At 69.1% G+C, this 25,953-nt stretch carries 25 protein-coding genes and 1 tRNA gene; 13 read left to right on the top strand and 13 right to left on the bottom strand.

The window, feature by feature from the left end:
* Positions 1-9: 9 nt before the first annotated feature.
* The gene (locus SSMG_RS36495; RefSeq protein ID WP_037718586.1) at positions 10-600 is read right to left on the bottom strand and encodes a nitroreductase family protein; all 591 of its coding nucleotides are present in this window, start codon (positions 598-600) and stop codon (positions 10-12) included.
* Positions 601-836: 236 nt separating this feature from the next.
* On the opposite strand from SSMG_RS36495, the gene SSMG_RS36490 reads away from it, so the two are divergent.
* On the top strand, positions 837-2,102 hold the full coding sequence (locus SSMG_RS36490; protein WP_009084527.1) for an aspartate kinase: 1,266 nt from the start codon (positions 837-839) through the stop codon (positions 2,100-2,102).
* Positions 2,102-3,142 (top strand): aspartate-semialdehyde dehydrogenase, encoded by a 1,041-nt coding sequence (locus SSMG_RS36485; protein ID WP_009084525.1) that lies wholly within the window; start codon positions 2,102-2,104, stop codon positions 3,140-3,142. The genes SSMG_RS36490 and SSMG_RS36485 overlap by 1 nt, the downstream gene beginning before the upstream one ends.
* 50 nt (positions 3,143-3,192) lie before the next feature.
* On the opposite strand, the gene SSMG_RS36480 is transcribed toward SSMG_RS36485, so the two are convergent.
* From SSMG_RS36480 to SSMG_RS36470, 3 genes are all read right to left on the bottom strand, one after another.
* Positions 3,193-3,657: a hypothetical protein gene (locus SSMG_RS36480; protein ID WP_158688127.1), complete on the bottom strand. Its 465-nt coding sequence runs from the start codon at positions 3,655-3,657 to the stop codon at positions 3,193-3,195.
* 65 nt (positions 3,658-3,722) lie between these two features.
* Positions 3,723-4,811 carry a DUF4034 domain-containing protein gene (locus SSMG_RS36475; RefSeq protein ID WP_050788363.1) on the bottom strand — a complete coding sequence of 363 codons (1,089 nt, stop codon included), beginning with the start codon at positions 4,809-4,811 and terminating at the stop codon, positions 3,723-3,725.
* The gene (locus SSMG_RS36470) at positions 4,805-6,268 is read right to left on the bottom strand and encodes a M48 family metalloprotease (protein WP_009084519.1); all 1,464 of its coding nucleotides are present in this window, start codon (positions 6,266-6,268) and stop codon (positions 4,805-4,807) included. Before SSMG_RS36470 ends, SSMG_RS36475 begins: the two co-directional genes overlap by 7 nt.
* A 176-nt stretch (positions 6,269-6,444) precedes the next feature.
* Between SSMG_RS36470 and SSMG_RS36465 the strand changes: the two genes are divergently transcribed.
* A complete protein-coding gene (locus SSMG_RS36465) occupies positions 6,445-7,635 on the top strand; it encodes an RtcB family protein (RefSeq protein ID WP_009084517.1) in 1,191 nt (396 codons plus the stop codon).
* A 57-nt stretch (positions 7,636-7,692) separates the two neighbouring features.
* Positions 7,693-8,070, top strand: coding sequence for a hypothetical protein (locus tag SSMG_RS36460; protein ID WP_009084515.1), 378 nt, complete (start codon positions 7,693-7,695; stop codon positions 8,068-8,070).
* A gap of 619 nt (positions 8,071-8,689) precedes the next feature.
* Here the strand turns inward: SSMG_RS36460 and SSMG_RS36455 are convergent.
* On the bottom strand, positions 8,690-9,910 hold the full coding sequence (locus tag SSMG_RS36455) for an MFS transporter (RefSeq protein WP_199786086.1): 1,221 nt from the start codon (positions 9,908-9,910) through the stop codon (positions 8,690-8,692).
* Between the two features lie 601 nt (positions 9,911-10,511).
* Between SSMG_RS36455 and SSMG_RS36450 the strand changes: the two genes are divergently transcribed.
* Positions 10,512-11,069 (top strand): hypothetical protein, encoded by a 558-nt coding sequence (locus SSMG_RS36450; RefSeq protein WP_009084512.1) that lies wholly within the window; start codon positions 10,512-10,514, stop codon positions 11,067-11,069.
* Between the two features lie 112 nt (positions 11,070-11,181).
* On the opposite strand, the gene SSMG_RS36445 is transcribed toward SSMG_RS36450, so the two are convergent.
* Positions 11,182-12,234: an alpha/beta hydrolase gene (locus tag SSMG_RS36445; RefSeq protein WP_009084510.1), complete on the bottom strand. Its 1,053-nt coding sequence runs from the start codon at positions 12,232-12,234 to the stop codon at positions 11,182-11,184.
* Positions 12,235-12,362: 128 nt separating this feature from the next.
* Between SSMG_RS36445 and SSMG_RS36440 the strand changes: the two genes are divergently transcribed.
* The 5 genes from SSMG_RS36440 (at position 12,363) to SSMG_RS36420 (ending at position 16,196) form a co-directional block, all read left to right on the top strand.
* Complete coding sequence (locus SSMG_RS36440) at positions 12,363-12,935, top strand: NADPH-dependent FMN reductase (RefSeq protein ID WP_199786085.1); 573 nt, start codon at positions 12,363-12,365, stop codon at positions 12,933-12,935.
* A 132-nt stretch (positions 12,936-13,067) separates the two neighbouring features.
* On the top strand, positions 13,068-13,490 hold the full coding sequence (locus SSMG_RS36435) for an organic hydroperoxide resistance protein (RefSeq protein ID WP_009084505.1): 423 nt from the start codon (positions 13,068-13,070) through the stop codon (positions 13,488-13,490).
* A 41-nt stretch (positions 13,491-13,531) separates the two neighbouring features.
* Complete coding sequence (locus tag SSMG_RS36430; protein WP_009084503.1) at positions 13,532-14,008, top strand: Dps family protein; 477 nt, start codon at positions 13,532-13,534, stop codon at positions 14,006-14,008.
* Between the two features lie 94 nt (positions 14,009-14,102).
* Complete coding sequence (locus SSMG_RS36425) at positions 14,103-15,494, top strand: glutamate decarboxylase (RefSeq protein ID WP_009084501.1); 1,392 nt, start codon at positions 14,103-14,105, stop codon at positions 15,492-15,494.
* Between the two features lie 75 nt (positions 15,495-15,569).
* Positions 15,570-16,196 carry a TIGR03085 family metal-binding protein gene (locus SSMG_RS36420; protein ID WP_009084499.1) on the top strand — a complete coding sequence of 209 codons (627 nt, stop codon included), beginning with the start codon at positions 15,570-15,572 and terminating at the stop codon, positions 16,194-16,196.
* A 38-nt stretch (positions 16,197-16,234) separates the two neighbouring features.
* Here SSMG_RS36420 and SSMG_RS36415 read toward each other — a convergent pair whose 3' ends face one another.
* On the bottom strand, positions 16,235-18,082 hold the full coding sequence (locus SSMG_RS36415; RefSeq protein ID WP_037716049.1) for a prolyl oligopeptidase family serine peptidase: 1,848 nt from the start codon (positions 18,080-18,082) through the stop codon (positions 16,235-16,237).
* Positions 18,083-18,121: 39 nt separating this feature from the next.
* Between SSMG_RS36415 and SSMG_RS36410 the strand changes: the two genes are divergently transcribed.
* Positions 18,122-18,865, top strand: coding sequence for a methyltransferase domain-containing protein (locus SSMG_RS36410; protein ID WP_037716047.1), 744 nt, complete (start codon positions 18,122-18,124; stop codon positions 18,863-18,865).
* A gap of 225 nt (positions 18,866-19,090) precedes the next feature.
* Here the strand turns inward: SSMG_RS36410 and SSMG_RS36405 are convergent.
* The 3 genes from SSMG_RS36405 to SSMG_RS36395 all read right to left on the bottom strand — a co-directional run bounded on the left by SSMG_RS36405 (position 19,091) and on the right by SSMG_RS36395 (position 22,583).
* Positions 19,091-19,164, bottom strand: a tRNA-Pro gene (locus SSMG_RS36405).
* A gap of 29 nt (positions 19,165-19,193) precedes the next feature.
* Positions 19,194-20,174 (bottom strand): metallophosphoesterase, encoded by a 981-nt coding sequence (locus SSMG_RS36400; RefSeq protein ID WP_009084493.1) that lies wholly within the window; start codon positions 20,172-20,174, stop codon positions 19,194-19,196.
* A 258-nt stretch (positions 20,175-20,432) separates the two neighbouring features.
* Entirely contained in the window at positions 20,433-22,583 is a 2,151-nt protein-coding gene (locus tag SSMG_RS36395; protein ID WP_037716046.1) for a transglycosylase domain-containing protein, read from the bottom strand.
* A gap of 336 nt (positions 22,584-22,919) precedes the next feature.
* Between SSMG_RS36395 and SSMG_RS36390 the strand changes: the two genes are divergently transcribed.
* On the top strand, positions 22,920-23,216 hold the full coding sequence (locus tag SSMG_RS36390; RefSeq protein WP_037716044.1) for a WhiB family transcriptional regulator: 297 nt from the start codon (positions 22,920-22,922) through the stop codon (positions 23,214-23,216).
* A 36-nt stretch (positions 23,217-23,252) separates the two neighbouring features.
* On the opposite strand, the gene SSMG_RS36385 is transcribed toward SSMG_RS36390, so the two are convergent.
* Genes SSMG_RS36385 through SSMG_RS36375 form a run of 3 tightly spaced genes read right to left on the bottom strand, consistent with a single transcriptional unit; the run spans position 23,253 to position 25,646 of the window.
* Positions 23,253-24,371, bottom strand: coding sequence for an ArsA family ATPase (locus SSMG_RS36385; RefSeq protein ID WP_009084488.1), 1,119 nt, complete (start codon positions 24,369-24,371; stop codon positions 23,253-23,255).
* Positions 24,371-25,375 (bottom strand): ArsA-related P-loop ATPase, encoded by a 1,005-nt coding sequence (locus SSMG_RS36380; protein ID WP_009084487.1) that lies wholly within the window; start codon positions 25,373-25,375, stop codon positions 24,371-24,373. Before SSMG_RS36380 ends, SSMG_RS36385 begins: the two co-directional genes overlap by 1 nt.
* 22 nt (positions 25,376-25,397) lie before the next feature.
* Positions 25,398-25,646: a hypothetical protein gene (locus tag SSMG_RS36375; RefSeq protein WP_009084485.1), complete on the bottom strand. Its 249-nt coding sequence runs from the start codon at positions 25,644-25,646 to the stop codon at positions 25,398-25,400.
* A gap of 141 nt (positions 25,647-25,787) precedes the next feature.
* Here SSMG_RS36375 and SSMG_RS44515 point away from each other — a divergent pair, with 141 nt between their 5' ends.
* Positions 25,788-25,949 carry a DUF4177 domain-containing protein gene (locus tag SSMG_RS44515; RefSeq protein WP_020664158.1) on the top strand — a complete coding sequence of 54 codons (162 nt, stop codon included), beginning with the start codon at positions 25,788-25,790 and terminating at the stop codon, positions 25,947-25,949.
* Positions 25,950-25,953 lie beyond the last annotated feature (4 nt).

Raw genomic sequence — 25,953 nt, 5'->3', positions numbered from 1 at the left:
ACGAAACGGTCACAGTGCCGGAGACCCCCACTTGTCCCCGAACGCGAACTCCGCGAGCGGCAGCCGTCGCCGAGGGGCCAGTTCGCGTTCGATCCGGCGCGGATCGTCCAGCACGGACGGGTCGGCGGGCGACCCGACCGCGATCGCGACCCGGGCCACCGCGTCGTCGGGCAGGCCGAATTCCTCGCGCACCCGCTCCGCCGAGAAGCCGGCCATCTGGTGCGCGATCAGGCCCAGCTCGACGGCCTGCAGGACCAGGTTCTCGGTCGCCAGCCCCAGTCCGTAGTCGCTGTAGGGCACCTCGCCCTTCTCGTTCGTGGTGACCATCACGCCGATCAGCAGCGCGCTCGCCCGGAACGCCCACGCCTGGTTCCCCGAGTTCAGCGTCGCGAGGAGGCGCGGGAACACCCGATCGCCCCGGCGGCCGACGAGGTAGCGGGCCGGCTGGGTGTTGCCGAAAGACGGCGCCCACCTGGCGGCTTCGAGCAAGGCGGTCAGCTGGGCGGCAGTGAGTTCGGCGGTCTCGTCGTAGGCGCGAGGGCTCCAGCGCTCGGCGATGGCCGGCGCGACGGGGACGCTCGTCTCGGCTGGTTTGCGCATGCGGCGAACGTAGTACGGCGCGGGAGTGCTCTCCGTCACTCCGGAGGAAGGGCTTCGAGCTTTTCCGTGCCGTTAAGGAAAATTTACTTCCAAACCCTCCGGACGGGCCGTGGCGGACCACTCGATGGGGTGGCGAGCGCCGTTCGCGCCGGTAGGCTCTTCCCCAAATGAAGGGCCGTGGGCGCTCCTCGGTGCCCTCCAAGGAGTACGCCCCGGCCCGTCAAGGAGGTTCGGGCGTGGCCCTCGTGGTCCAGAAGTACGGCGGATCGTCGCTGGAAAGTGCCGACCGGATCAAGCGCGTGGCAGAACGGATCGTCGCGACCAAGAAGGCGGGCAACGACGTGGTCGTCGTGTGCTCGGCGATGGGCGACACCACTGATGAGCTGCTCGATCTGGCGCAGCAAGTGAACCCGGCGCCGCCGGAGCGGGAAATGGACATGCTGCTCACCGCCGGTGAGCGCATCTCGAACTCGTTGGTCGCCATGGCCATTTCCGCGCAAGGCGCGCAGGCCTGGTCGTTCACCGGGTCCCAAGCGGGCGTGGTCACCACGTCGGTGCACGGCAACGCGCGCATCATCGACGTCACTCCGAGCCGCGTCACCGAGGCGCTGGAGCAGGGTTACGTCGCGCTGGTGGCCGGTTTCCAAGGCGTGGCACAGGACACCAAGGACATCACGACGCTCGGCCGCGGCGGTTCCGACACCACGGCGGTGGCACTGGCCGCGGCGCTGAACGCGGACGTCTGCGAGATCTATTCCGATGTGGACGGTGTGTATTCGGCCGACCCGCGGATCGTGCCGGACGCCAAAAAGCTCGACACCATCCCGTACGAGGAGATGCTGGAGCTCGCGGCGAGCGGATCGAAGATCCTGCACCTGCGTTCGGTCGAGTACGCGCGCCGCTACGGCGTGCCGATCCGAGTCCGTTCTTCCTACAGCGACAAGCCGGGCACCACGGTGGCCGGATCGATCGAGGAGATCCCCGTGGAACAAGCGCTGATCACCGGTGTGGCACACGACCGCTCGGAAGCGAAGATCACCGTGACCGGCGTGCCGGACCACGCCGGTGCCGCGGGCCGGATCTTCCGGGTCGTCGCCGACGCCGAGATCGACATCGACATGGTGCTGCAGAACGTGTCCAGCACGTCCTCGGGCCGCACCGACATCACCTTCACGCTGTCGAAGGCCAACGGGGCCAAGGCGGTCAAGGAACTCGAGAAGATCAAGGCGGAGATCGGCTTCGAGTCGGTCCTGTACGACGACCACGTCGGCAAGGTGTCGCTCGTCGGGGCCGGGATGCGCTCGCACCCGGGCGTCACCGCGACCTTCTGCGAGGCGCTGGCCAACGCGGGCGTGAACATCGAAATCATCAACACCTCGGAGATCCGCATTTCGGTACTGATCCGCGACGCGCAGCTGGACGAGGCCGTGCGCGCGATCCACGAGGCGTTCGAACTGGGCGGCGACGAGGAAGCCGTCGTCTACGCGGGGAGTGGTCGCTGATGGCACAGGGTCTTCGCGTCGGAGTGGTCGGGGCGACCGGCCAGGTCGGCGCCGTCATGCGCAAGCTGCTCGACGAACGGAACTTCCCGGTCGAGCAGATCCGGTACTTCGCCTCGGCTCGGTCCGCGGGACGCACGCTGCCGTGGCGTGACCAGGAAATCACCGTCGAGGACACCGCGACCGCTGACCTGTCCGGTTTGGACATCGCGTTGTTCTCCGCGGGCGGCGCGACCTCTCGCGAGCAGGCGCCGCGGTTCGCCGAGGCGGGCGCGATCGTGGTCGACAACTCGTCGGCGTTCCGGCGCGATCCGGACGTGCCGCTGATCGTCAGCGAGGTCAACCCGGAGGCGATCAAGGAGGTGCGGAAGGGGATCATCGCGAACCCCAACTGCACCACCATGGCCGCGATGCCGGTCCTCAAGCCGCTGCACGACGAAGCCGGACTGGTGCGGATCGTCGCGAGCACCTACCAAGCGGTGTCCGGCAGCGGCCTGGCCGGCGTCGACGAACTCGCCGCGCAGGTGAACGCGGTCGCCTCGCGCGCGGCCTCGCTCACGCACGACGGTTCGGCGGTCGAATTCCCGGCCCCGGCCAAGTACGTCGCGCCGATCGCGTTCAACGTCCTGCCGATGGCCGGGTCCATTGTGGACGACGGCACGTTCGAAACGGACGAGGAACAGAAGCTGCGCAACGAAAGCCGGAAGATCCTCGGCATCCCGGAGCTGCTGGTGTCCGGCACGTGCGTCCGGGTGCCGGTGTTCACCGGGCACTCGCTGTCGATCAACGTCGAATTCGAACGGCCGCTGTCGGTCGAGCGGGCGACGGAACTGCTGTCGAACGCGCCGGGCGTGCAGCTGGCGGACGTGCCGACGCCGCTGCAGGCCGCGGGCATCGACCCGAGCCTGGTCGGCCGGATCCGCACCGACCCGGGCGTCCCGGACGGCCGCGGCCTGGCCCTGTTCGTCTCCGCCGACAACCTCCGCAAGGGGGCGGCGCTGAACACCGTGCAGATCGCCGAGCTGGTGGCGCAGAACCGCTGAGCGAGTCTCGCGAAACTGCCCGGTCCCTTGTCGAAGGGGCCGGGCAGTTTTCATTTCTGCCGCCGGGTGATGGGTTTCAACCCGAAAGCGGCCCGCAGCTCCGGCTTCTGCAGCGGCCGCAGCACGGCCTGCATCAGGAAACCCCACAGAATCAGGCCGACTGGCGCACCCGAGGACCCGGAAGCCGCGGTGAACGACAGAATCGCGCCGAGCAGCAGCAGTGCGACGAACCCGCACTCCAGCCAGACGAGCGTGAGCATGACCTTGCGCTGCCGCCTGCCCAGCAGGACCGCGCAGACCACCAGCGCGACGGTCAGCGCCGAGTTGATCGCCACGATCGCCACCGGCAAGGCCGCGGCGCTCGGGGCGCCGCCGAGCCCGAGCAGGTAGCCGCCGAACGCGGCGAGCGCCAGGCAGAGCACGGTCTGGCCGCCGATCGCCCACCGCATCGACCGGATTCCGCGCCGCACCTCGTTCTCGCCGGACTCGGGCATCGGCTGGTCAGGGCTGGACACCGCGGGCACCACCTCAGGCTCGGGAACCGGAGCAGGAGACCACTGGTTCCCGGGACCGGTCCCCGCTACTTGGCGAGCCGGCAGGCCCGGCTCCGGTGCGTCCGGAATTCGTGGATCGCGCCGAAACCGCTGTACGACCACACCCGGCCGGACGCGCTCCGGCCGAGGTGGCGGAACTGCTCCACCGCTTCGGAACCACGCCGAAGTTCGACGAGCGCGCGGGCCGCGTAGGCGCGGCTGTTCAGGGTGTCCGGCGCGTCCCGGCCCTCGCCGTCGAGCCACGGCAGCAGCCGGTCGAGCGCGGCCTCGACGCGCCTGTCCCGCCACGCGTCCTTGACTCCCGCGAAGGACGCCTCGAACGCCGCGGCAAGCGGCAGAAACGCCAGTTTCGGATGCTTCTCCGCGCCCTCCTCGGCGAAGGTCCACATCAGATCGTCACTGCCGAACCAGTACTGCAGGGCGCGCGCGTGGGCGTGGACGTGCAACGGATCGCGAGCCATCGCGCCGTCCCACACCGCGCGGAATTCCTCGTGCCAGTATTGGCGGCCCATCGCGATCATGCACCGGATCGCCCACGGCGTCGGGTCCTCCGGCGCGAGTTCCGCGGCGGTCTGGCTCGCCTCGTCGGCCTCGTTGAGCACGCGCTGGAATCCCGCGAATCGCTCCGCGGTGACGTGTTTCGCCCCTCGTGCGCTGCGGATCTGCCACGCCACCTCCGTGAGCGCGTCCGCGTGGACCGCGGCGGCGTCCGCGTCGTCGGGCCGGGCCGCGCGCCAGGCCTTCAACGCGGTGTCGTCGTCGGCCGCGACCTCGCCGAGGAGGCTCACGACCGCACTGCGCCGATCCCAGTCCTGTCCGATTCCGGCTAGCAGATCAGCGCCCGGCTGCCAGTCCCCGGCGGCATGGGCGATTTTGGCGGCCCGGACGGGCTCCGGCAGCAGCGGTTTCTTGGTGAGCTTGGCGTCCGGCGGCAGGCCGAACCGTTCGACGTCCGCCGGTTTGATCGGCGGAACGAGATAACGGGCCAGGTCGCTGGTGCCGAGCGTGCGCATGTAGTCGGAGGTGGTCAAGCCGCGCTTCTTGGCGTCTTTCGCGATCCCCTTCATCATCCGGCGGTATTTCGGAACGGTGTAGAGCTTGATCAGTTTCAGCAACGGTTGTCCTCTCCGGAAAGAACCGGGGCGAGCAGCGCGCGCAGCGGCGCGGTGTTCCCGTCGACCGCCGCGCCGACGGCGGGATCCAGTTCGGTGGCATACGGTTCGGCCAGCACCAGCTTCGCTGGTCCAGACCAGGACAGTTCCCAGTGCGCCGCACCGGCTTTGGCGAGCCGTGCGTGCAGCACAATGGACAGTCGAGTGTGGACCAGCGGGCGGTAAAGCTCGCGCTTCGCCCGCGCCTTGACCTCCGGCGGAGCCGTCGAACCAGCGATGTCCTCGAGGCGTCCGGCGTCGAGCAGGTCCAGCAGGTCCTCGATGCGGCGCCTGCGGAGAATTCGCAGCGCCTCGGCCTGATTCGAATCGCGGACCCCGACGTCGACCAGGCTGGCCCAGTCGAGTTTCTTCTTCGAGGCCGCTCCCTCCGTGAAACCAGTCGTCAGCACCGCGTCAAGCAGCTCCGGTCCATTGTGGAGAAGGTCCGTCGCGGGCCGTTCGCCGCCGGGCGGCACGGGGACGTCCGGCCCGGCTTCCAGCAGGGCGATCCGTTCCGCGACCGGCGGGTGGCTGTCGTACTTCGAGGCCGCCCGGGTCGGCGGATTCTCTCGCAGGGAAGCCATTTCCGCCACGCGCTTCTCGTCGGAGATCAGCAGTTGGTAACCCTCGGCCATCCGTTCCGGCAGGTATCCGGAGGACCAGGCGACCGTCGCGTAGTCGTTCAGGAAAACCCACCACGCCGCGTCGAGGACTTCCACCTCGCGCAGCGCGCTGGCCGCGGCGGCGGTGCCGGCGACCCGCGCGGAGTCGGTGTCGGCGGCGAGTTCCTGTTGCTGGCTCACGCGCGCCGAGACCTGGAAGTACACGGTGGCGTACGCGGTGAAGATCGGGCGCAGCAGCCGACCGGACCCAGTCGAGCTGAGTCCGCTCACGACTCGCCCGATCGTCTGCCGTCCGCGATAGGTCGCGCCGGCGAACCGGGTGTGGCGGTTGCTGTATTGGCCGAGTTCGTGCCCGAGAATGGCCCGGAGCTGACTGACCCGCAGCCCGGCGAACAGCTGTGCGCCGATGAACATCCGGCGCCGCCGCACGCGCAGGCCCGCCCAGTGCGTCTCCTCGTTCACCGCCGCGTTGACCTGCGGAACGAGGTAGATCTCGTCCGGCGGCCGGGTGCCGACTTCCCGGGCGAGTTCACGGACGGTCGCCCACAGTTCAGGCTGCTCCTCGGGCGTGACCGGCACGCCGTCCACGTCGTCGCGCGACCGTTCGAACGTCAGCAGGGCGGTGGCCAGCACATACAGCACCGGAACGGCGAGGAAGCCGAGCCGCACCGCGGTGAACGGATGCCCGTGGAACGCGGCGACTTCGAGCCAGACGAGCGCTCCGGCGACGGCGAGCATCAGCACCGGAAAACCGGCCAGCAACAAGACCGCGAGCGTCGCTCGCATCGAGTACTTCATGGAAAAACGGAATCCTCCCCAAGACCGGCACCCTGGGCGAACCGGTCGTCCGAGCCCGTTATCGACGGAAGTCCCGATTTCGTTTCACCGATGTCCCGGTGTCCGAAAACCCGTTGTCGCGAGCGCCGGGGTGGCGGATGCTGAGCGGGCAAACCTCGTTCTGGGAAAGGAAAGTCATGTACACGGCAGTAGGCGGCGAGCGGGTTCCGATCCGGATGTGGGCAGATCCCGCGTCGGTCGAAGACCAGGCCATGCGCCAGTTGCGCAACGTCGCCAACCTGCCGTGGGTGCACGGCGTCGCGGTGATGCCGGACGTCCACTACGGCAAGGGCGCGACGGTGGGCAGCGTCATCGCGATGCGCGACGCGGTGTCGCCAGCCGCGGTCGGCGTCGACATCGGCTGCGGGATGAGCGCGGTGCGGACGTCGCTCACCGCGAGCGACCTGCCCGACGACCTCGGCAAGCTGCGCAAGCGGATCGAAGCGGCGGTGCCGGTCGGGTTCGGCTTGCACAAGACGCCGGTCAACACCGCGAAGGTGCACGGCGTCGGCGGCTGGGACACGTTCTGGAAGTCGTTCGGCGATCTGCACGAGGGCGTCCAGGACCTGCACGACCGGGCGGCTCGCCAGATCGGCAGCCTCGGCGGCGGCAACCACTTCATCGAGGTCTGCCTCGAACAGGGCGGAGCCGACGAGGGCCGGGTCTGGCTGATGCTGCATTCGGGTTCGCGCAACATCGGCAAGGAACTCGCTGAGCGGCACATGGCGATCGCGCGGAAACTGCCGCACAACCGGGACCTGCCGGACCCCGACTTGTCGGTGTTCGTCGCGGACACGCCGGAAATGCAGGCGTACCGGCGCGATCTGTTTTGGGCGCAGGATTACGCCGCGCGGAACCGGGCGACGATGGTCGCGCTGGTGAAGCTCGCGGTCTCGGAAGTCATTCCGGGAACGAGTTTCGACGACGCGATTTCGTGCCACCACAACTATGTCGCCGAGGAAACCTACGACGGCGTCGACCTGCTCGTCACCCGCAAGGGCGCGATCCGGGCCGGCTCCGGAGACCTCGGGATCATCCCGGGCAGCATGGGCACGGGTTCGTACATCGTGCGCGGACTGGGCAACACCGCGTCGTTCGAATCCGCGTCCCACGGCGCCGGACGGCGGATGTCGCGGACGAAGGCCCGCAAGACGTTCACCGCCGCCGACCTCGCCGCGCAGACCGCGGGCGTGGAATGCCGGAAGGACACCGGGGTCGTCGACGAGATCCCGGCCGCGTACAAGGACATCGAGACGGTGATCCAGGCACAGACCGACCTGGTCGAGGTGGTCGCCCACCTCAAGCAGGTCGTGTGCGTGAAGGGATGAGCTGGCCCCGCGGGCGAATCGCGCTGGTGCGCCCGCGGGACCCGCTACCCTGAGAGCATGAAGAGCTGGGGGGTGGCGGTCGCCTTGGCGGTGGCCGGGGCGGTGCTGGCCGGATGCGACCAGGTCGATTCGGCGGTCAACCAGACGAATTCCGCGGTCGGCAAGGTCTCCGCGTGCACCGAGGCGCTGGGCTTGGCCGACCTGAACCCGTTGGTGGACGGCGAAAAGCTCAAGGCCCGCGCGCAGGACAAGGAACGACGCCTGCGCGAGCTGGCGGCCGACGTCAAGGAAGAGAACGTCAAGAACGCCCTGCTCGGCATGGCCGACTCGTACGTCCAGGTGCAGAAGGAACACCTCGAGGACGCCGGGGTGATCGCCCGGTGGACCAAACGGAACCTGGAAAAGCTCGACGCGCTGCGCAAGGCCTGCACCTGACCTTCGCCCGCCCCGGCGCTCGGCGAATCTTGCCGGGAGAGGGCGCGCGCTGCGTGGGCGAGCGCCACTGTCGCGAAGCCGCCCCGCGAGGCAAGGTGGGTGCGCCGACTGAGACGGGATCCCTCACGGACCTCCGCACCCTGCGCCCGCCAACGTGCGACCCGCGATTGAAAGAACCCCAATGTGGCATTGGGTGCGTGCGACGCAACCAATGCCACATTGGGTGCGTGGGATGCAGCGAGTGCCGCGTTGGGTGCATGCGACGCAACCAATGCCGCGTTGGGTGCGTGGGACGCAGCGAATGCCACATTGGGTGCGTGGGACGCAACCAATGCCACATTGGGTGCATGCGACGCAACCAATGCCGCGTTGGGTGCGTGGGACGCAGCGAATGCCACATTGGGTGCGTGGGACGCAACCAATGCCACATTGGGTGCATGCGACGCAACCAATGCCGCGTTGGGTGCGTGCGGCGCAGCGAATGCCACATTGGGTGCGTGGGACGCAACCAATGCCACATTGGGTGCATGCGACGCACCCAACGCCGCGTTGGGTGCATGCGGCGCAGCGAATGCCACATTGGGTGCGTCACACGCAACCAACGTGGCATTGGCGCAGCTCAGCGCCGAGCCCGCACCGCCGCCGCCAGGGCAGGCGTTTGCACCGGACTCCGGCGCAGCGACCACACGAGTCCCAGCGCCGCCAGGGCCAGGCCGCCGAGTCCGGCTGCCGCGAAGCCCCACGCCGGGCTCGAATGGTCGATCGCGTAACCGACCACCGGGCTCCCCGCGGCCAGTCCGAGCCGGGTCGACGCGTCCTGCAGGCCCATCGCCTCGCCGCGGACGGCGGGCGGCGCGAGTTCGCTGACCGATTCCGTCGTGGCGGCGAGCGTCGGGGCGCAGAGCAGGTTCGTCGGGATCAGCAGGAGCATCAGCAGCCACCACGGCTGCGTCGCGAGCCCGACCGGGATCACCAGCAGCGCCAGCAGCAGCATCAGCAACCCCTGCGGCAGCGACTTCCGCACCGCGCCGTGCACGATGCCGCCGGTCATCGACGCCGCGCACATCACCGCGATGACCAGGCCGGTCCAGCCGACCTCGCCGTGCGAGCGCAGTGCGGCCAGCGTCGCGACCTCGGTGCCGACCAGGCAGAACATCGTTCCGGCGGCGATCAGCAGGGTCGCCAGCAGCCGCCCGGTGAGCCAGGATCGCAGCGGCGGCCGCGCGGTACCGGCCGGGGCCAGTTCGTCCTCGTTCCGGATTGGCGGGTTGAGCAGGAAGATCAGCAGCGCGGTGACGCCGAAAATGCTGCCGATGCCGCTCAGCGTCAGCGTCGCCGACAGCGACGAGATCGCCGCGATCCCGGCCGCGGGGCCGATCATGAACGACGCCTCGACCAGGACCGTGTCCAGCGAGTACGCCGCGCGCCGCTGCTCCGCGGGCACGAGCGCGGCCAGGATCTGCCGAGCCAGCGAACCCGCGGGCACCGACAGCACCCCGGCCGGCAGCGCGCACACCACCAGCGCCTCGTACGAAAGATGCGGAGCCGCGAACCAGAACGCGGTGGACGACAACCCGCACACCGCGACGACTGGACGCAGGCCGTACCGGTCGATGGTGCGCCCGATCATCGGCGCGCCGAGTGCCATGCCCAGCGTGACGGCGGCGCCGACGACCCCCGCCGCGCCGTAGCCCCGGCCGAGCCCGCTGACGACGTACAGCGTCAGCGTCACGCCGGTCATCGTCATGGGCACGCGTGCGAAGAACATCAGGGTCATCGACGGGCGGACGCCAGGGACGCTCAGGACGCGGCGATACGGCTGAAAAGGCACGTACCCCATGAGAGCAAGAGTTGGTACGAGCGTGCAACTTCTTTTCGTCACACCTGCCGCGCGACGGCCCGGTACCCGTCCGGGTGTCGCGCAGGCGTTCGGCGGACCCGGAAAATGCGCTCGCGACCTGGGTGCTAACTTCTTCGGCAGCACGGATAAGCATTTCTCGCCACCCATTCGCGAACAGTTTTTCAGATTTCTGCGCCGACCTCGGAGTTTCCGGTCGGCGCGAGGGCGATCCCCAGGAAAAAGGGGAGCCGGCCCGAATGCGGGCGGCGGTGCGTGCGTGGGGGACCCTCCACGGTCGGACGAGCGAGTTCACGCGTCCCGACGGGGTGATGAAGGTAATCGATCACGAACTACGCCTGTGTGAGTGAGCGAGGCGGCCATTCGGGCAATTCGGCTACGATGAGTCAGATTTGGGTCCGCGGTCCGTGATCGTCGGGGGACGCGCAAGCCGCCCACGTTAATCAATTGCGGGCCGGTTCCCGATTATTGGATTCGGCACGTAAGGGTTAGAAAAACTCCCTATCCGGTGATCGGCTGGTGCTGGGCCGACACGGCGGGTATCGATTTACCCGGCAGGTCCCAAAGGCCAGGGAGGTAAAGAATGAAAGGCAAGATCGGGCGGATCATCGCTGTGGTCGCCGCGGGCAGTCTGCTGGCCGTCGGCACCTCGGGGATGGCCTCCGCGAGCCCGGCGGGCGGCAAGGGCTCCTCGGCCACTCAGGCCGTCGCCGCGCAGGTGCTGCAAATGCGTGACGACCTGACCAAGGTGGCGTACGCGGGCGATGTCGCGAAGACGAGGGCAGACCTCGACCGGCTCAGCCCGGTGCTCGCGGACATCGCGGCGGGCAAGCGCTACCAGGTCCAATCCGAAACCCAGCAGCTCTCGTCGGCGGCGAAGCTCCGCGCGGACGAATCCAGCCGGCTCGTCAGCAACCCGAAGGCGACGCCGCGGCAACTGCCGCCGCTTCCAGTGCCGATCCCGTCGCTGCCGGACCTGCCCGGACCGCTGAAGATCGTGAGCGACCTGGTCAAGGCCCTGCTCGCCGCGGTGACCGGCATTCTGGGCGGCCTCCTCGGCGGGCTTCCGGTGCCGCCGCTTCCGGTGCCGCCGTTGCCGACGCCGCCGCTGCCCGCCCCGGCGGCAGTGCCGGGTACCTGAGCGGCCTGAACGGGAGGGGGAAGGCCCGGAGCCTGGTGCGGTTCGCCGCGCCAGGCTCCGTTCCATGTCCGGGCTCGTGAGTGCGCACGCCGGTGCTCACCGGCATTGCCGCTCACGACCGCTTGGCGAGTCCCACCCGCAGAGCACCGGCCATCTCGGCGATCGCCTCCCGGAACCGCGTCCCGACCCCGGCGAAGTTGAGGAATCCGTGGATCAGGTCGGACTGTCGGCTGAGCGCCACCGGTACCCCCGCGGCACGCAGTTTTTCCGCGTACGCCTCGCCTTCGTCGCGCAGCGGGTCGAAGCCCGCGGTCACGATGTAGGCCGGCGGGAGTCCACTGTGGTCAGACGCGAGCAACGGCGACATCCGCGGGTCGGCCTTGTCGATGCCTTCGGGCGCGTAATGGCCCTCGAACCACACCATCGCCTCGTCGGTGAGGAAGAGGTCTTCGCCGAACAACTGGCGAGACCGGCGGCGCGTGGTGAAGTCGACCGCCGGGTAGATCAACAGCTGGAACGCGGGCGCCGGGCCGCCGCGCCGCGTCGCCTCCAGCGCGACGACGGCGGACAGGTTGCCGCCCGCGCTGTCGCCGCCCACCGCGATCCGGTCCGGGTCCGCGCCGAGGTCGGCCGCCTTGGCGTACGCGTAGTCGAACGCGGCCAGCGCGTCCTCCACCGGCCCGGGGAACGGGCTTTCCGGCGCGAGCCGGTACTCGACCGACAGCACCCGCACCCCCGCGTGCTTCGCGAGGTAGCGCGCGGCGTTGTCGTGCGTGGCCCGGCTGCCGATGACCCATCCGCCGCCGTGGAAGAACACCAGCAGCGGCGACGGCTCCGGCAGCCCGGCGGGCGTGTAGAGAGTGGCTTCGAGGGACGCGTCGCCGGACGGAATGGCCACGTCCCGGGTCGCGACCGGGTTGATCCGCTTGCCGTTCACCAGGTGCTGGCTCGCTTCCAGCAGCGCTCGGGACCGCTCGACCGACCCGTTGACCAGCGAGGCGCCGGAGAGTTTCTGCAGCTTCAGCAGCAGCTGGGCGTCGAGCGCGAGCTCCTGGCCGTCGAGCCGCAGCGGCGCTCCGGCGATCAGCCTGCGCGCTGGCCGGGGCAGCCAGAACAACAACTGCGCGGCGGCAGCCTGGGCGCGGATCTGCAGCGGAATGGCCATCGTTCCTCCTCGAACGCCGATGCGCCGAGGTTACTTGCCAGTAGGTACGTTGGTCCAGTCGGTGTGTGACCCAAGCCTCCGTCTCAGATCCTGGTCCTCTAGTTAGGTCGAGGGGTTAGCCTCGACCTGTGACTTCCGCCAAAAGCGTCAAGGTGCTGGGTATCGGCGGCTCGCTGCGAGAGGGCTCGCAATCCGAGCGCGCGTTGCGCATCGCGCTCGCCGCCGCCGAAGAACGCGGCGTCGTGACCGAGCTGATCCCGGGTCCCGAGCTGGTCCTGCCGTTCTACGACACCGCCATCCCGGAGCGGAACGAACGCGCGCGGAAGCTCATCGAGGGCATCCGCCAGGCGGACGGGCTCATCGTCGTCTCGCCGGGCTACCACGGCGGGCTGTCCGGGCTGGTCAAGAACGCCCTGGACTACGTCGAAGACCTTCGCGAGGACACCCGCCCGTACCTCGACGGCCGCGCGGTGGGTCTCGCCGCCGTCGCGTACGGCTGGCAGGCCGCGGTCACCACGCTCGAACAGCTCCGCACGATCACGCACGCGCTGCGCGGCTGGTCCACCCCGTTGGGTGGTTCGATCAACTCCGCCGAGACGAAATTCGACGAGGGCGGCGGCGCGTCGGACGAGAAGAGCGTCCGCACGTTGCGGCTGATCGGACAGCAGGTCGCGGAGCACGCGTTGCTTCGCGCACACTGACGTTTCGCCTCCTCGGATCCCGGTTATTCCCGGGGTGATGACTGCCATGCCGGGGCACTGTTCCGCGGATGCGGGGCGTTGAACTCATTGAGACGCTGACTCCGGAGGCGTCCCGATGAGGAGGTAACCCGCATGGCCGAGCCGATCTACACCGCTGTCGCGACCGCGCGAGGAGAAGGCCGCAACGGCGACGTGACGTCCTCGGACGGCGTGCTGGACGAGTCGCTGGCGATCCCCAAGGAAATGGGCGGTCCCGGCGGGGACAAAACGAATCCGGAGCAGCTGTTCGCCGCGGGCTACTCCGCGTGCTTCCTGAGCGCGCTGCAGGCCGTGGCCCGGCAGGCGAAGGTCGCGCTGCCGGCCGCGACGGTGACCGGTTCGGTCAGCGTGTTCAAGAAGGACGTCGGATTCCAGCTCGGCGTGCGGCTCGACGTGTCGCTGCCCGGGTTGGCGAAGGCCGACGCCGACCAGCTGGTCGAGCAGGCGCACCAGGTCTGCCCGTACTCCAACGCGACGCGCGGCAACATCGAGGTGGAGCTGACCACCACCGTCTGATTAGGCACCGTCTGGATCAAGACCGAGGAGGGACACCCGAGATGACCACTTCCCCCATCAAGAGCCCGCTTTCCGACGCGGACAAGGAGATCACCGGCAACGCGCTGCAGGCGACGCTGGCCGACCTGATCGACCTCTCGCTGATCGCGAAGCAGGCGCACTGGAACGTCGTGGGACAGAACTTCCGCAGCGCGCACCTGCAGCTCGACGAGCTGGTGTCGACCGCGCGGCAGTACGTCGACGAGGTGGCCGAGCGCGCCGCCGCCATCGGGATTTCGCCCAACGGCAAGGCGAAGACCGTGGTGGCGACCTCCGGTGCGCCGGAGTACCCGGACAACTGGCAGTCCGTCGAATCGACCATCGCCGCGATCGTCGACACCCTCGCGGCCCTGATCGAGCGGCTCCGCAAGCGCATCGACGAGACCGACAAGAGCGACCTCGTGACGCAGGATCTGCTGATCGAGATCACCCGCGCGCTGGAAGAGGCGCACTGGATGTGGCAGGCGCAGCAGGCCTGATCCGCTTCCGGGGAAGAAAAGCCGTCCGCCTCGCCGCGGACGGCTTTTCCGCATCCGGTGGTCGTTCCGGCCGCCCGGCAGTAGGTTCGCTGACATGGTGCTGCATCAGGGGAAACAAGATCGGGCAGACCGGAAGACCGGCACGAATCCGTTGTACGCGGGGAGCAATCCGGCGCTCGCCGCGAACTTCACGATGCCGCGCGACCGGCTGCGGGACGATTCGCTGCCGCCGGACACGGCACTGCAGCTGGTGCGCGACGAGCTGATGCTCGACGGCAACGCGCGGCTCAACCTCGCCACGTTCGTCACGACGTGGATGGAGCCGCAGGCGCGCGAGCTGATGGCCGAATGCGTCGACAAGAACATGATCGACAAGGACGAGTACCCGCAGACCGCGGAACTCGAGCGGCGCTGCGTCAACATCCTCGCCGATCTGTGGCACGCCCCGGATCCCGCGAACATCATGGGCTGCTCGACCACCGGCTCGTCCGAGGCCTGCATGCTCGCCGGCATGGCGTTGAAGCGGCGCTGGGCGAAGCTGGGCCGCAGCGGGAAGCCGAACCTGGTGATGGGCATCAACGTCCAGGTCTGCTGGGAAAAATTCTGCGAATACTGGGAAGTCGAACCGCGCCTGGTGCCGATGGAGGGCGACCGGTACCACCTGTCCGCGGAAGAAGCGGTGAAGCTCTGCGACGAGAACACCATCGGCGTCGTCGCGATCCTCGGTTCGACCTTCGACGGCAGCTACGAGCCGGTCGCCGAGATCGCGGCCGCCCTCGACGCGCTGCAGGAGCGGACCGGCTGGGACATCCCGGTGCACGTCGACGGCGCGTCCGGCGCGATGATCGCCCCGTTCCTCGACGAGGACCTGGAATGGGACTTCCGGCTGCCGCGCGTCGCGTCGATCAACACCTCCGGGCACAAATACGGCCTCGTGTACCCCGGCGTCGGCTGGGTGGTCTGGCGCGACAAGGCGGCGCTGCCGGAAGAGCTGGTGTTCAACGTCAACTACCTCGGCGGCGACATGCCGACCTTCGCGCTCAACTTCTCCCGCCCCGGCTCGGAAGTCGCCGCGCAGTACTACACCTTCGTCCGGCTGGGCCGCGAAGGTTTCCGGGTGGTGCAACAAGCTTCGCGCGACGTGGCGACGTACTTGGCCGACGAGATCTCCAAGCTGGAGCCGTTCGAGTTGCTCACCCGCGGCGACCAGCTGCCGGTATTCGCCTTCACCACCCGGTCGGACGTCAGTTCGTTCGATGTCTTCGACGTGTCCCGCCGCCTCCGCGAACGCGGCTGGCTCGTGCCCGCGTACACGTTCCCGGACAACCGCACCGACCTGGCAGTGCTGCGCATCGTCGTCCGCAACGGGTTCACGCACGACCTGGCCGACCTGCTGCTCGCCGACCTGAAGCGGATCCTGCCGGAGCTGAACCGCCAGCCCTCCCCGCAACACGACCCGGCCACATCGACGGCATTCCACCACTAACTGGCGAGTACTCCGCCTTCCTCCCCTCCGCCGCCCTCAACGGAGTGGCTTCGCCACGCAGTACTGTCCCTAGACATGGGCCTTGCCAAAGACGAACGCCAAGCGCTGAGCGACCTCTTCGAGCAGCTCGGCCCGGACGCCCCGACCCTGTGCGAGGGCTGGCAGACGCGGGATCTGGCCGCGCACCTGGTCGTGCGGGAGCATCGGCCGGACGCGATGCCGGGCATCGTGGTGCCCGCCCTCGCCGGGCACACGCAGAAGGTGCAAGACGGCGTCGCGGCGCGCGCGTGGGACGAGCTGGTAGCGACGGTCCGCCGCGGCCCGTCCCGCTTCTGGCCGACGTCGTTCGGCCCGGTGGACGAGGCGGCGAACGGTGCGGAGTTCCTGGTGCACCACGAGGATGTCCGCCGAGCCCAACCGGAGTGGACGCCACGGCCCGCCGACCCGTCCCGAGACGGTGCGGCCTGGCGGCTGGCGACGCGGACGGCGCAGCTGAACCTGCGCAAGTCCCCGGTCGGAGTGGTGCTCCGGACCCCCGACGGCAAGTCGGCCTCGGTGAAGTCGGGTGCGCCGGTGGTGACGGTGGTGGGCGAGCCGGTGGAACTGCTGCTGTTCGTCTTCGGCCGCGATGCGGTGCAGGTGGAGTTTGAGGGCGACGAGGCCGCGGTGGCGCGGTTGAAGGGCGCTAAGCGCGGGCTGTGAGCCGGGCCGTCCAGGAACCCCCTGGACGGCCCGAACCCTCAGCGCATTCCCAAAGCCCGCAGAGCGAAGTACACCTCGATGGACGTCTGCTTGATCGTCTCCGCGATCACCAGCGAGCCGTGCCCCGCGTCGTAGCGGTAGAACTCGTGCGGCGCGTTGCGCTTGGCAAGGCGGTCCAGGTAGTTCTCGATCTGCCGGATCGGGCATCGCGGGTCGTTGTCGCCGGCCAGGATCAGCACCGGGGCGGCGACCGCGTCCACGTACGTCAGCGGCGAGCATTCGCGGTACACCGCCGGTACGTCCTCCGGAGAGCCGCCGAACAGGGCGCGGTCGAACGAGCGCAGCTGTTCCATCTCGTCCTCGTACGCGGCCACGTAGTCGGCCACCGGAACGCCCGCGACCCCAGCGGCCCATCGGGTCGGCTGGGTGCCCAGCGCCAGCAGCGTCAAATAGCCGCCCCACGAAGCGCCGTTCACGACGCACTTGTCCTTATCGGACAGTCCACTTTCGACTGCCCAGTCGTGGACCGCCGCGACGTCTTCCAGTTCCGTCAGGCCCGGTCGGCCTTCGATGGCGTCCCGCCACGCCGAGCCGTAGCCGGTGGAGCCGCGGTAGTTCACCTCGACCACGGCGAATCCGGCGTCCAGCCACGTCGCGCGGTAGGCGGAGAACCGGTCCTCGTCGGCCGCGTGCGGGCCGCCGTGCAGGGAGAACACCGTCGGCAACGGGCCTTCGGGCGCGTTCTCGGGCCGGGAAACCAGCGCGTGGATCCGGCCGCCGACGCCCTCGACGAACGCGTCGGTGACCGGCGACGAACCGGGTGCGCGCTCGCCCGGCGGCGTCAGCAGCACGGAGTCCGTGCCGTCCGCCGCGCGGGCTCGGACCGCAGCCGGCTCCGCGGCGCTGGACCACGAGTACTCGATGGTGCCGTCCGGCCGCACGCCCGCGCCGCCGATCCGTCCGGCCGGAGTGTCCACAGCGGACAGTTCGCCGGTGTCGAGGTCGTAGCGGTACAACGAACTGCGTGCCTCGTGGAAGTGCACGACGAGCAAAGCGCGGGCGTCCGGATACCAGTCCGCGACGACCTCGCCGGGCAGATCAATCAGCAGTTCGGTCTCGGTGTCCGCCTGCACGTCCCACACCAGCAGTTCTTCGCGACCGCGGCGCTCGTGCAGGACGAGGAGGCGCTGGTCGCCGGGCAGCGGCGAGAATTCCAGCGCCTGCAAGCCTTTTCCTTCGCCGTCCCACTTCTCCGCGACGGTGGTGAACCCGTCGGTGGACAGCACTCGCAACGCCGGGTGCCGGGAATCGCCGTGTTCGGAATGGGAAATGGCGAGCAGGCTTTCGTCGCGGGACATCGACGCGATGCCGGCGTCGTCCGCGTGCTGGTAAAACCGCGTGGTTTCGCCGTCGATTTTCGCGAACAGCTCGCTGCCGTCGTCGGTCGAAACGCCGGCCGCGATGACTCGATGGCCGATCTCGAGGCCGGCCGGGTATCCGTCGTGAATATCGGGCAGTGCTTTGACGGCTGCGGAGCTGTCGCCGTCGAACGGCTGGCTGCGCCAGGATCCGAACTCGTCGCCGTCGGTGTCGTCGAACCACCAGATGGCGGTCCCGTCGGGCGAGGGCGTGGCGTGCAGGGTGCCGTTGGGCCGGTTGGTGACGCGTCGGTGACTGTCGGTGGCCCGGTCCCACGCGTAAACCTCCCATACGCCGCTGCCGTTGGAGACGTACACGTTGGCGTCCGGGGCGTCGCGGGCCCATTCGGGCACCGAGATGCGGGGCGCGTGGAACCGCGCCAGCCAGCGCTTTTCGGCTTCGGGGTCGTCGAACAGGCGGTCCGGGACCACCGCGGGCGGATTTTGGTTGCCTGACTGCGTGCTCACCCCTCGATCCTGCCACCTCTCACCCGTACTCTGTGCGGGGTGCTGGAGGGTTACGCGCCGGGCTATGCCCAAGACGCGCTGTCGATGATGAACACACGCACAGCGAGTGACCGCGCCGCGTTCGCCCAACCGCTCTTCACCCCAGGCTCCCGCGTCCTGGACCTAGGCTGCGGCCAAGGCTCCATCACCGCGACCCTGGCCCCCGCCTGTCACGTAATCGGCGTAGACATCCACCACCCGTTACTAGCCACGACGTCCACAGTGGACTACCTAACGGCAACCGCCTACGCCCTGCCGTTCAAAACCGCCTCAATAGACACAGTCTTCTCCCACGCCCTCTTCGAACACCTGACAAACCCCGCCGCCGCGCTAGCCGAAATCCGCCGAGTCCTCCGCCCGGGCGGCCATCTGGCAATCTCCACCTCAGACTGGAGCAGAGCCAAAATCCGCCCAAGAACCGCGAACGTAGACGCCGCCCTGCGCGGCCACTATCTCCTGCGCCGCGCCTGCGGCGGCGACCCTTTCAGCGGCCGCACAATCGCCGCGAAACTAGCCGCCGCGGGCTTCACGAACATCACCGAACGCACGCGCTACCGAGAAGATCTGACCTACCGAGCCCTGGCCACCTACGTGGAGTCCCGCCTGGCCACCGCCCTGTCGCAACCCCTGACCAAAGACCACGACCAACTAACCTCAGCCGCCCGCTCCGCCTGGTCCTGGACGAAATCCCCCGCCATCGGCGACTTCCACCAATGCTGGCAAGAACTAACCGCCACCCGCTAACCGCCGCACCTGCCGAGGGGTCAAGGCCGCACGACCACGACAACCGCAGCCGATGCACCTTCGGAGGCGCAGGGCCACACGACGCCCAACCGCAACCGATGCACCTTCGGGGGTCCAGGGGGCGAGCCCCCTGGCGGGGGCCTGGGGGTCCGACCCCCAGAGGAAATAACGAAGTGAGGGCTCCCAGTCTGCGCTTTTTGCAGACAGAGAGCCCTCACTCACCAGTCGGGGTGGCGGGATTTGAACCCACGACCTCCTCGACCCGAACGAGGCACGCTACCAAGCTGCGCCACACCCCGAGGTACTGCTTAGCGGGTCGGGAGTAAGTCTAGCGGACGGGTTTCGCGGCTTTACGCGGGGCTGGTTTGCGGGGGTCGGAGGTGCCGGATCCGCGCGGGACCAGCGTCAATAGGCTCGCTTCGGGCGGGCAGGCGAAGCGGGCGGGGGCGTAGGGGGAGGTGCCGAGTCCGGCGGAGACGTGGAGCCACATGCGGGCTCCCCAGCGGGAGGCGCCGCGGGCGCGGCTGCGGTCGAGTTCGCAGTTGGTGATGATGGCGCCGTAGCCGGGGATGCGGAGCTGTCCGCCGTGGGTGTGGCCGGCGAGGACGAGGTCGTAGCCGTCGGTGGCGAAGGTGTCGAGGACGCGGGGTTCGGGGGAGTGGGTGACGCCGATGCGGACGGCCGCGGCGGTGTCGGCGGGTCCGGCGATGTCGGAGTAGCGGTCGCGGTGGAGGTGGGGGTCGTCGACTCCGGCGGCGAAGACGGCGCGGCCGCCGACGTCGATGGTGCGGCGGACGTGGGTGAGGTCGACCCAGCCGTGTTCGAGGAAGGCGGCGCGGAGGTCGCGCCAGGGCAGCTGGGTGCCGTGGATGCGCTTCTTTTTGCCGCGGGGCATGAGGTAGCGCGCGGGGTTTTTGGGTTTGGGCGCGTAGTAGTCGTTGCTGCCGAAGACGAACAGCCCGGGCCGGTCCAGCAGCGGTCCGAGCGCGCGGAGCACGGAGGGGACTGCGGTGCGGTGGGACAGGTTGTCGCCGGTGTTGACGACGAGGTCCGGGTCGAGCTCGTCGAGCGCGGCGACCCAGCGCTGTTTGGCCTGGTGCCCGGGAAGCATGTGCAGGTCGGAGACGTGCAGGATGGTGAACGGCGGCGTGCCGGGCGCGAGCACGGGCAATTCGACGGTCCGCAGGGTGTAGCGACGGCGTTCGATGCCGACGGCGTAACCGAGGGTGGCGGCCCCGAGGGCGATGGTCCCCGCGGCCCACCGCTTCGCGGTGCCCCCGGGCGGACTGGAGTTACCGAGCGTGCTCACAGGGTCGAGGATACGTGTTCGATCGGGTCGTCCGCTGTGGCCGGTGCCGGATGGCGCAGGGCGAAGGTCTCCACGGCGTTCTCGCGACAGCCCGCACCGGGCGTCGTTGGATTGGATTGGACCAGTCCGACGGAGATGCGGAGCCTGCCGACGGGATTTATCTCTGTCGTGGCGGCGCTTCCGTGGCGTCGGATAAAGGGTGACGGGACAAGTGAAACGGGACGGGAGGTCGCGTCTCCCGTCCCGTTTTCACCGGATTCAGTTGGTGTACGCCGGATCCTCCGGCGGCAGTGGCACGACCGGCTGGCCGTCCATGATGTTCTTCATCGCACCGAACCACGTCTGCGCCGGTGTCTTGCCACCGAACATGTTTCCGGAGCCGCAGGTGGACACGTCGCCGACGCCGTTGTAGCAAAGACCGCCGCTGCCGCCTTCGGGACGGAACACCATGGCCGCACCGGCCATCTGCGGGGTTCCGGCCACGAAGGTCGCCGAGCCGTTGTTCTGCGTCGTACCCGTCTTGCCCACCAGCGGGCGGTTCCAGCCGACCGCTTCCGCGGCCTTGGCGGACGTGCCGCCGGGCTGGTCGTCCTTGCTCATGCCGACCGCCATGGTGTTCGCGAGGCCTTCCGGCACAACCTGCTCGCAAGCCGCTTCCTTGACCGGCACCGGCTTTCCGTCGCGGTCGGTCACCGAGGCCAGCGGCGTCGGCGGGCACCATTTGCCGCCGCTCAGGATGGTCGCGGCGACGTTCGCCAGTTCCAGGCCGCTCGTCGGGCTGAAGCCGAGCGTGAACGCACCGGTGCCCGGGTACTTGCCCTTGGGCCCGTAAGCCTGGGCCTGGGTCTGGTTCTTGCTCGACTCGGTCGACTTCGGGTCGACCTTGCCGCCGCCGGGGTTGCTCGCCATGGTCTCGCGCATACCGAGCTTCGTCGCCATGTCGATGGCGGGCCCGGTGCTGCCGAGCTTGTCCTCCAGCGCCACGAACGCGGTGTTCGGCGACGTCGCCAGTGCCATCTGCAGCGAAGCCGATTCGGGGTAGGAATCGGACGCGTTGCCCACGCAGTACCAGCGCGTGTTCGGCGCGCCGGTCGGCGGACAGTGCGGCTGGCTGCCGGTGAACACGTGCGAGACGTAGCTGTTGCCGACCGGGATGTTGCTGTAGATCCCGGCGATGTGCTGGTTCAGCACCGCCGCGGTGGTGAAGATCTTGTAGCTCGACCCCGCGCCGCCGGTGTTGAACACGCCGGACGGGAGCGCGTAGGTCGTCTGCCCTTGATCCGCGTCGATGCCGTAGTCCCGGTTCGCCGCGAGCGCCACCACTTCGTGCCGGTCCTTGCCCGGCCGGATCAGCGAAAGCGTGTTCGCGACGTTCTTCTGGGTTTTGCTCACCTGGGTTTCGGCCGAGACCTTCGCCTCGTGGTTGGCCTTTTCGTCCAGCGTGGTCTTGATCGTGTAGCCGCCGGTGTAGAGCTGGTCCTTCGACATCCCGGACTTGATCAGATAGTCCTCGACGTATTGGCAGAAGAAGCCGTTCTCGGGACCGGCCCCGGTGCAGTTGGACGGGGGCTTCGAGGGAGTGTCGGGCGTGACGCCGAGCGGCTCGGCCTTGAATTTCTCCGCGTCCGCCTTCGCCAGTTTCTGGTTGCTGACCATCCGGTCGAGCACCAGGTTGCGCCGTTTCGTCGCCTTGTCCGGGTGGTTCCACGGGTCGAGCACGATCGGGTTGTTCACGATGCCGGCGAGCAGCGCGGCCTGCGGGACGGTCAGGTTCTCCGGCGTGGTGTTGAAGTAGGCGTGCGCGGCCGCTCCGACCCCGTAGATCTTCCGGGAGAATTCCACGATGTTGAGATAACCGGCCAGGATCTGGTCCTTCGAGAGCTTCGTCTCGAGGTTGATCGCGATCCGGGCTTCCTTGAGCTTGCGCGACAGCGACTGCTCCTGCGCTTTCGCCTGGCCGTTCTTGTCGTTCCGGTAGACGACGTTGATCAGGTAGTTCTTCACGTACTGCTGCGTGATCGTCGAGGCGCCCTGCGTGTCCCCGCCCGCGGTGTTGGAGACGGCGGCGCGCAGCGTCCGGCCCCAGTTCACCCCGTGGTGCTCGTAGAACGCCTTGTCCTCCGCCGACAGCAGCGCCCACTTCAGCGCCGGGTTGATCTGGTCGGGGCGGACCGGGATGCGGTACTGGTCGTAGAGCGTCGCGATCGGCTTCCCGCCGGAGTCGGTGATCGTCGTCACCAGCGGCGGCGGGATGTCGGCGAGGTCGGAAGACGTCTTGTCGACCGTCTCGCTCGCCTGGTTGGACACGACCCCCGCGGCGCCCACCACCGGGAACATGATCCCGGCGACCAGCACCCCTGCCAGCAGGCACAGGCCGAGGAGCTTGAAAAGACCATCCGTTTTGCGCACGAAAGCCAGGGTACTGAAGGCCCGTGTCGCCTTTGTGACCTCACGCCCGCGCGCCCCTCTGACGAGCGATAACGGGACCCCGTGTCGTGACCTCAGGTAACGGAATGCATGCTAGGTCTCGACGGAGGGAACCGAGGGACCCTACAGTCCGTCAACGTCTCACGTAGATGCCGACAGACGGAGCAGCCCGGGTGGGAGCCTGGCTGGTCCGGACGGCGGCAGCGGCACCGGGGAGGTGCCGTCACCGACGTGCGGCGCAGTGGGAAACGCTCGCGGGGGTGGGAGCGGGAGCTTCGCCTTCGCTGGTGCCATACACCAGATGAGGGAGCTGGGGGTATGCAAACCAATCAGGTTGGCTGGCGGATCGACGCCTCGTGCCGGGACGCCGATCCCGACGGGTTGTTCGTGCGAGGCGCGGAACAGAACAGGGCGAAAGCCGTGTGCATGGGGTGCCCGGTCCGTACCGAATGCCTCGCCGAGGCGCTCGACGGCCGGATCAATTTCGGGGTCTGGGGCGGGATGACGGAACGGGAACGGCGTGCCCTGCTGCGCCGTCGTCCGGACGTGACCAGCTGGACTGACCTGCTCGAAGCGGCCAAGCGGGACGCGCTGGCCGCCGCCGCGGCGGGCTGAACCCGCGCGTGAGCGGCTGTGCTCCGGCGCAGCCGCTCACGACGCCAGCTTCGCTCCGATGTCGCGCAGGCCTTCGAGGTCGTGCACGTCGCCGGCGAGCGCGGGCACCCGGGTCAACGGCACTTCGGGATGCGCGCGGGTGAAACGCGCCAGCAGGCGGTTTTCCCGCTCGGCCAGCGCGACCCGGTCGGCGTGCAGCCGAAGCACGGCCTCGGCGAGCGGCGCGTTCTGCACCGACTCCGCGGCGGTCAGCGCTTCGGTCGCGGACAGCGGCGCGAGCACCGGATGCGTCCGGTTGGCGACCAAGCCGGCCAGCGGCATGGACTCTCCGGCCAGGCGCTCCACGAAGTAGGACGCCTCGCGCAGCGCGTCCGGCTCCGGCGCGGCCACCACGAGGAACGAGGTGCCCGACGACCGCAGCAGCTCGGCGGTTTTGCGCGCGCGTTCGCGGAAGCCGCCGAACATGCTGTCGAAGGCCTGCATGAACGCGGACGCGTCGGCCAGCAGCTGGCCGCCGATGATCGTCGAGACGGCCTTCGCGAACATCGAGAACCCGGCGCTGACCACCTTGCGCAGACCCCAGCCGCCGGCCTTCGCCGGACCGGTGAGCAGGCGGATCATCCGGCCGTCGAGCGCGGTGGACAGCCGGGTCGGCGCGTCGAGGAAGTCGAGCGCGGACCGGCTCGGCGGGGTGTCGACGATGATCAGATCCCATTCGTCGGTCGCCGCGAGTTGGCCGAGCTTTTCCATCGCCATGTACTCCTGCGTGCCGGAGAACGACGTGGAAATGGTCTGGTAGAAGGGGTTCTGCAGCAGCTGCTCGGCCCGTTCCGGGCCCGCGTGCACGCGCACCATGTCGTCGAACGTGCGGCGCATGTCGAGCATCATCGCCCAGAGTTCGCCCTTGGGCTCGAAGCCGTCGACCTGGACCTGCCTCGGGTGATTGCCCAGTTCGCGCAGTCCGAGCGCCTGCGCGAGCCGGCGCGCCGGGTCGATCGTGAGGACCACGGTCTGCCTGCCGCGTTCGGCGGCCCGCAGCGCGAGCGCCGCCGCGGTGGTGGTCTTGCCGACGCCGCCGGAACCGCAGCACACGATCACGCGGCTGGCCGGGTCGTCGAGGAGGGCGTCCACGTCGAGCGTCGGGTCGGCGGGCATCAGCGCACCCCCTGTTCCTGCAGCGTTTCGGCGAGTTCGTAGAGCGCGGCGACGTCGATGCCGTCGGTCAGGTCCGGCAGCTCCAGCGTCGGCAGGTCGGCCTCGGCGAGCTGTTCGCGGGCCCGCTGTTCGGCGGCGACGCGGACGGCGTGCTCGACGGTCTCCTCGACCAGCGCGTCGAGCGTCGCCTCGGGCAGGTTCAGCCCGGCCGAGGCGAGGCCGGAGCGCACCCGGTCGGCGTCCACCCGGCCGTCGGCGGCCGCGGTCACCGACCGCGCGGGCAGCCGCGGCGGGCGGACCCGGTTCACCAGCACCGCACCCGGCCGCAGGTCGGCTCCGTCGAGCTCAGCCACCGCTTCGACGGTCTCTCGCACCGGCATCTCCTCCAGCAGCGTGGTGAGGTGCACGGCGGTCTCGCCGGAATGCAGCAACCGGACGACGCCGTCGGCCTGGCCGCGGATCGGGCCGGTCTTGGCGAGGTCGGTGAGAGCCTTGGTGACGTCGAGGAACTTCACGACGCGCCCGGTCGGCGGCGCGTCGACCACGACCGCGTCGTAGGTGTGCCGGCCGTCGGACTCCGTGCGGCCGACGCATTCCTTGATCTTCCCGGTGAGCAGCACGTCGCGAAGGCCCGGCGCGAGCGTGGTGGCGAACTCGATCGCCCCCATCCGGCGCAGCGTCCGCCCGGCGAAACCGAGGTTGTAGAACATCTCGAAGTACTCGAGCAGCGCCGCTTCGACGTCGATGTGCAGCGCGCGCAGTTCGCCGCCGCCGGGGACCGACGCGATCCGCTGTTCCGCGTACGGCAGCGGTTCGGTGTCGAAGAGCTGTGCGATGCCCTGGCGGCCCTCGACCTCGATCAAGAGCACCCGGCGGCCGCCCGCGGCGAGCGCGAGACCCAGCGCCGCGGCGAGCGTGGTCTTGCCGGTTCCGCCCTTGCCGGTGACGAAGTGCAGCCGGGCCCTGGCGAGCTCGTCGGTCCAGCCGGCGGAGGGTGTGGTCACATGCTCAACACTAAACCGGTGCTCAGCTGGCCAGCATCATGACGCTGACCGCAGCGGCGACCGCCGCGACGACGATCCAGGTCACCAGGGGCGGCAGCACGGTCAGCGTGAGCACTGCCACCACGAGCAGCCCGGTGAGGGTGACCGCGCCGGCGATCGCCACCTGGCCCGAACTGTCGATCCGGTCCCGCGTCTTGGCCATCACGGCCAGCACGAGCGGCACCCCGGCCGCGGCGAGCAGCACGGTCGCGACGATCCGCCAGGTCTCCACGCGCCCACGCTAGCGAGCGACGATCGAATGTGAAGTGACCCACACTCGTCCGGTCCGGCCAGGCGCTCCCCTGGACGGGTGACGGGCTTTCGGCGGCGGCGGTCCGGAGGGGCCTTGCCCGCTTGGTTACGCTCCCGAGTCATGAGTGCGACCAAATGGGAGTACGCCACCGTCCCGCTGCTGATCCACGCTACTAAGCAGATTCTCGACCAGTGGGGCGAGGACGGCTGGGAGCTGGTGACCGTGCTGCCCAACCCGAGCGGCGAACAGCACGTCGCGTACCTGAAGCGGCCGAAGAGCTGAGGGG

It is taken from the genome of Streptomyces sp. AA4 (assembly GCF_000158875.1).
In the GTDB taxonomy this organism is placed as follows: Bacteria; Actinomycetota; Actinomycetes; order Mycobacteriales; family Pseudonocardiaceae; genus Amycolatopsis.
This window is presented reverse-complemented; position numbering and strand designations above follow the sequence as displayed.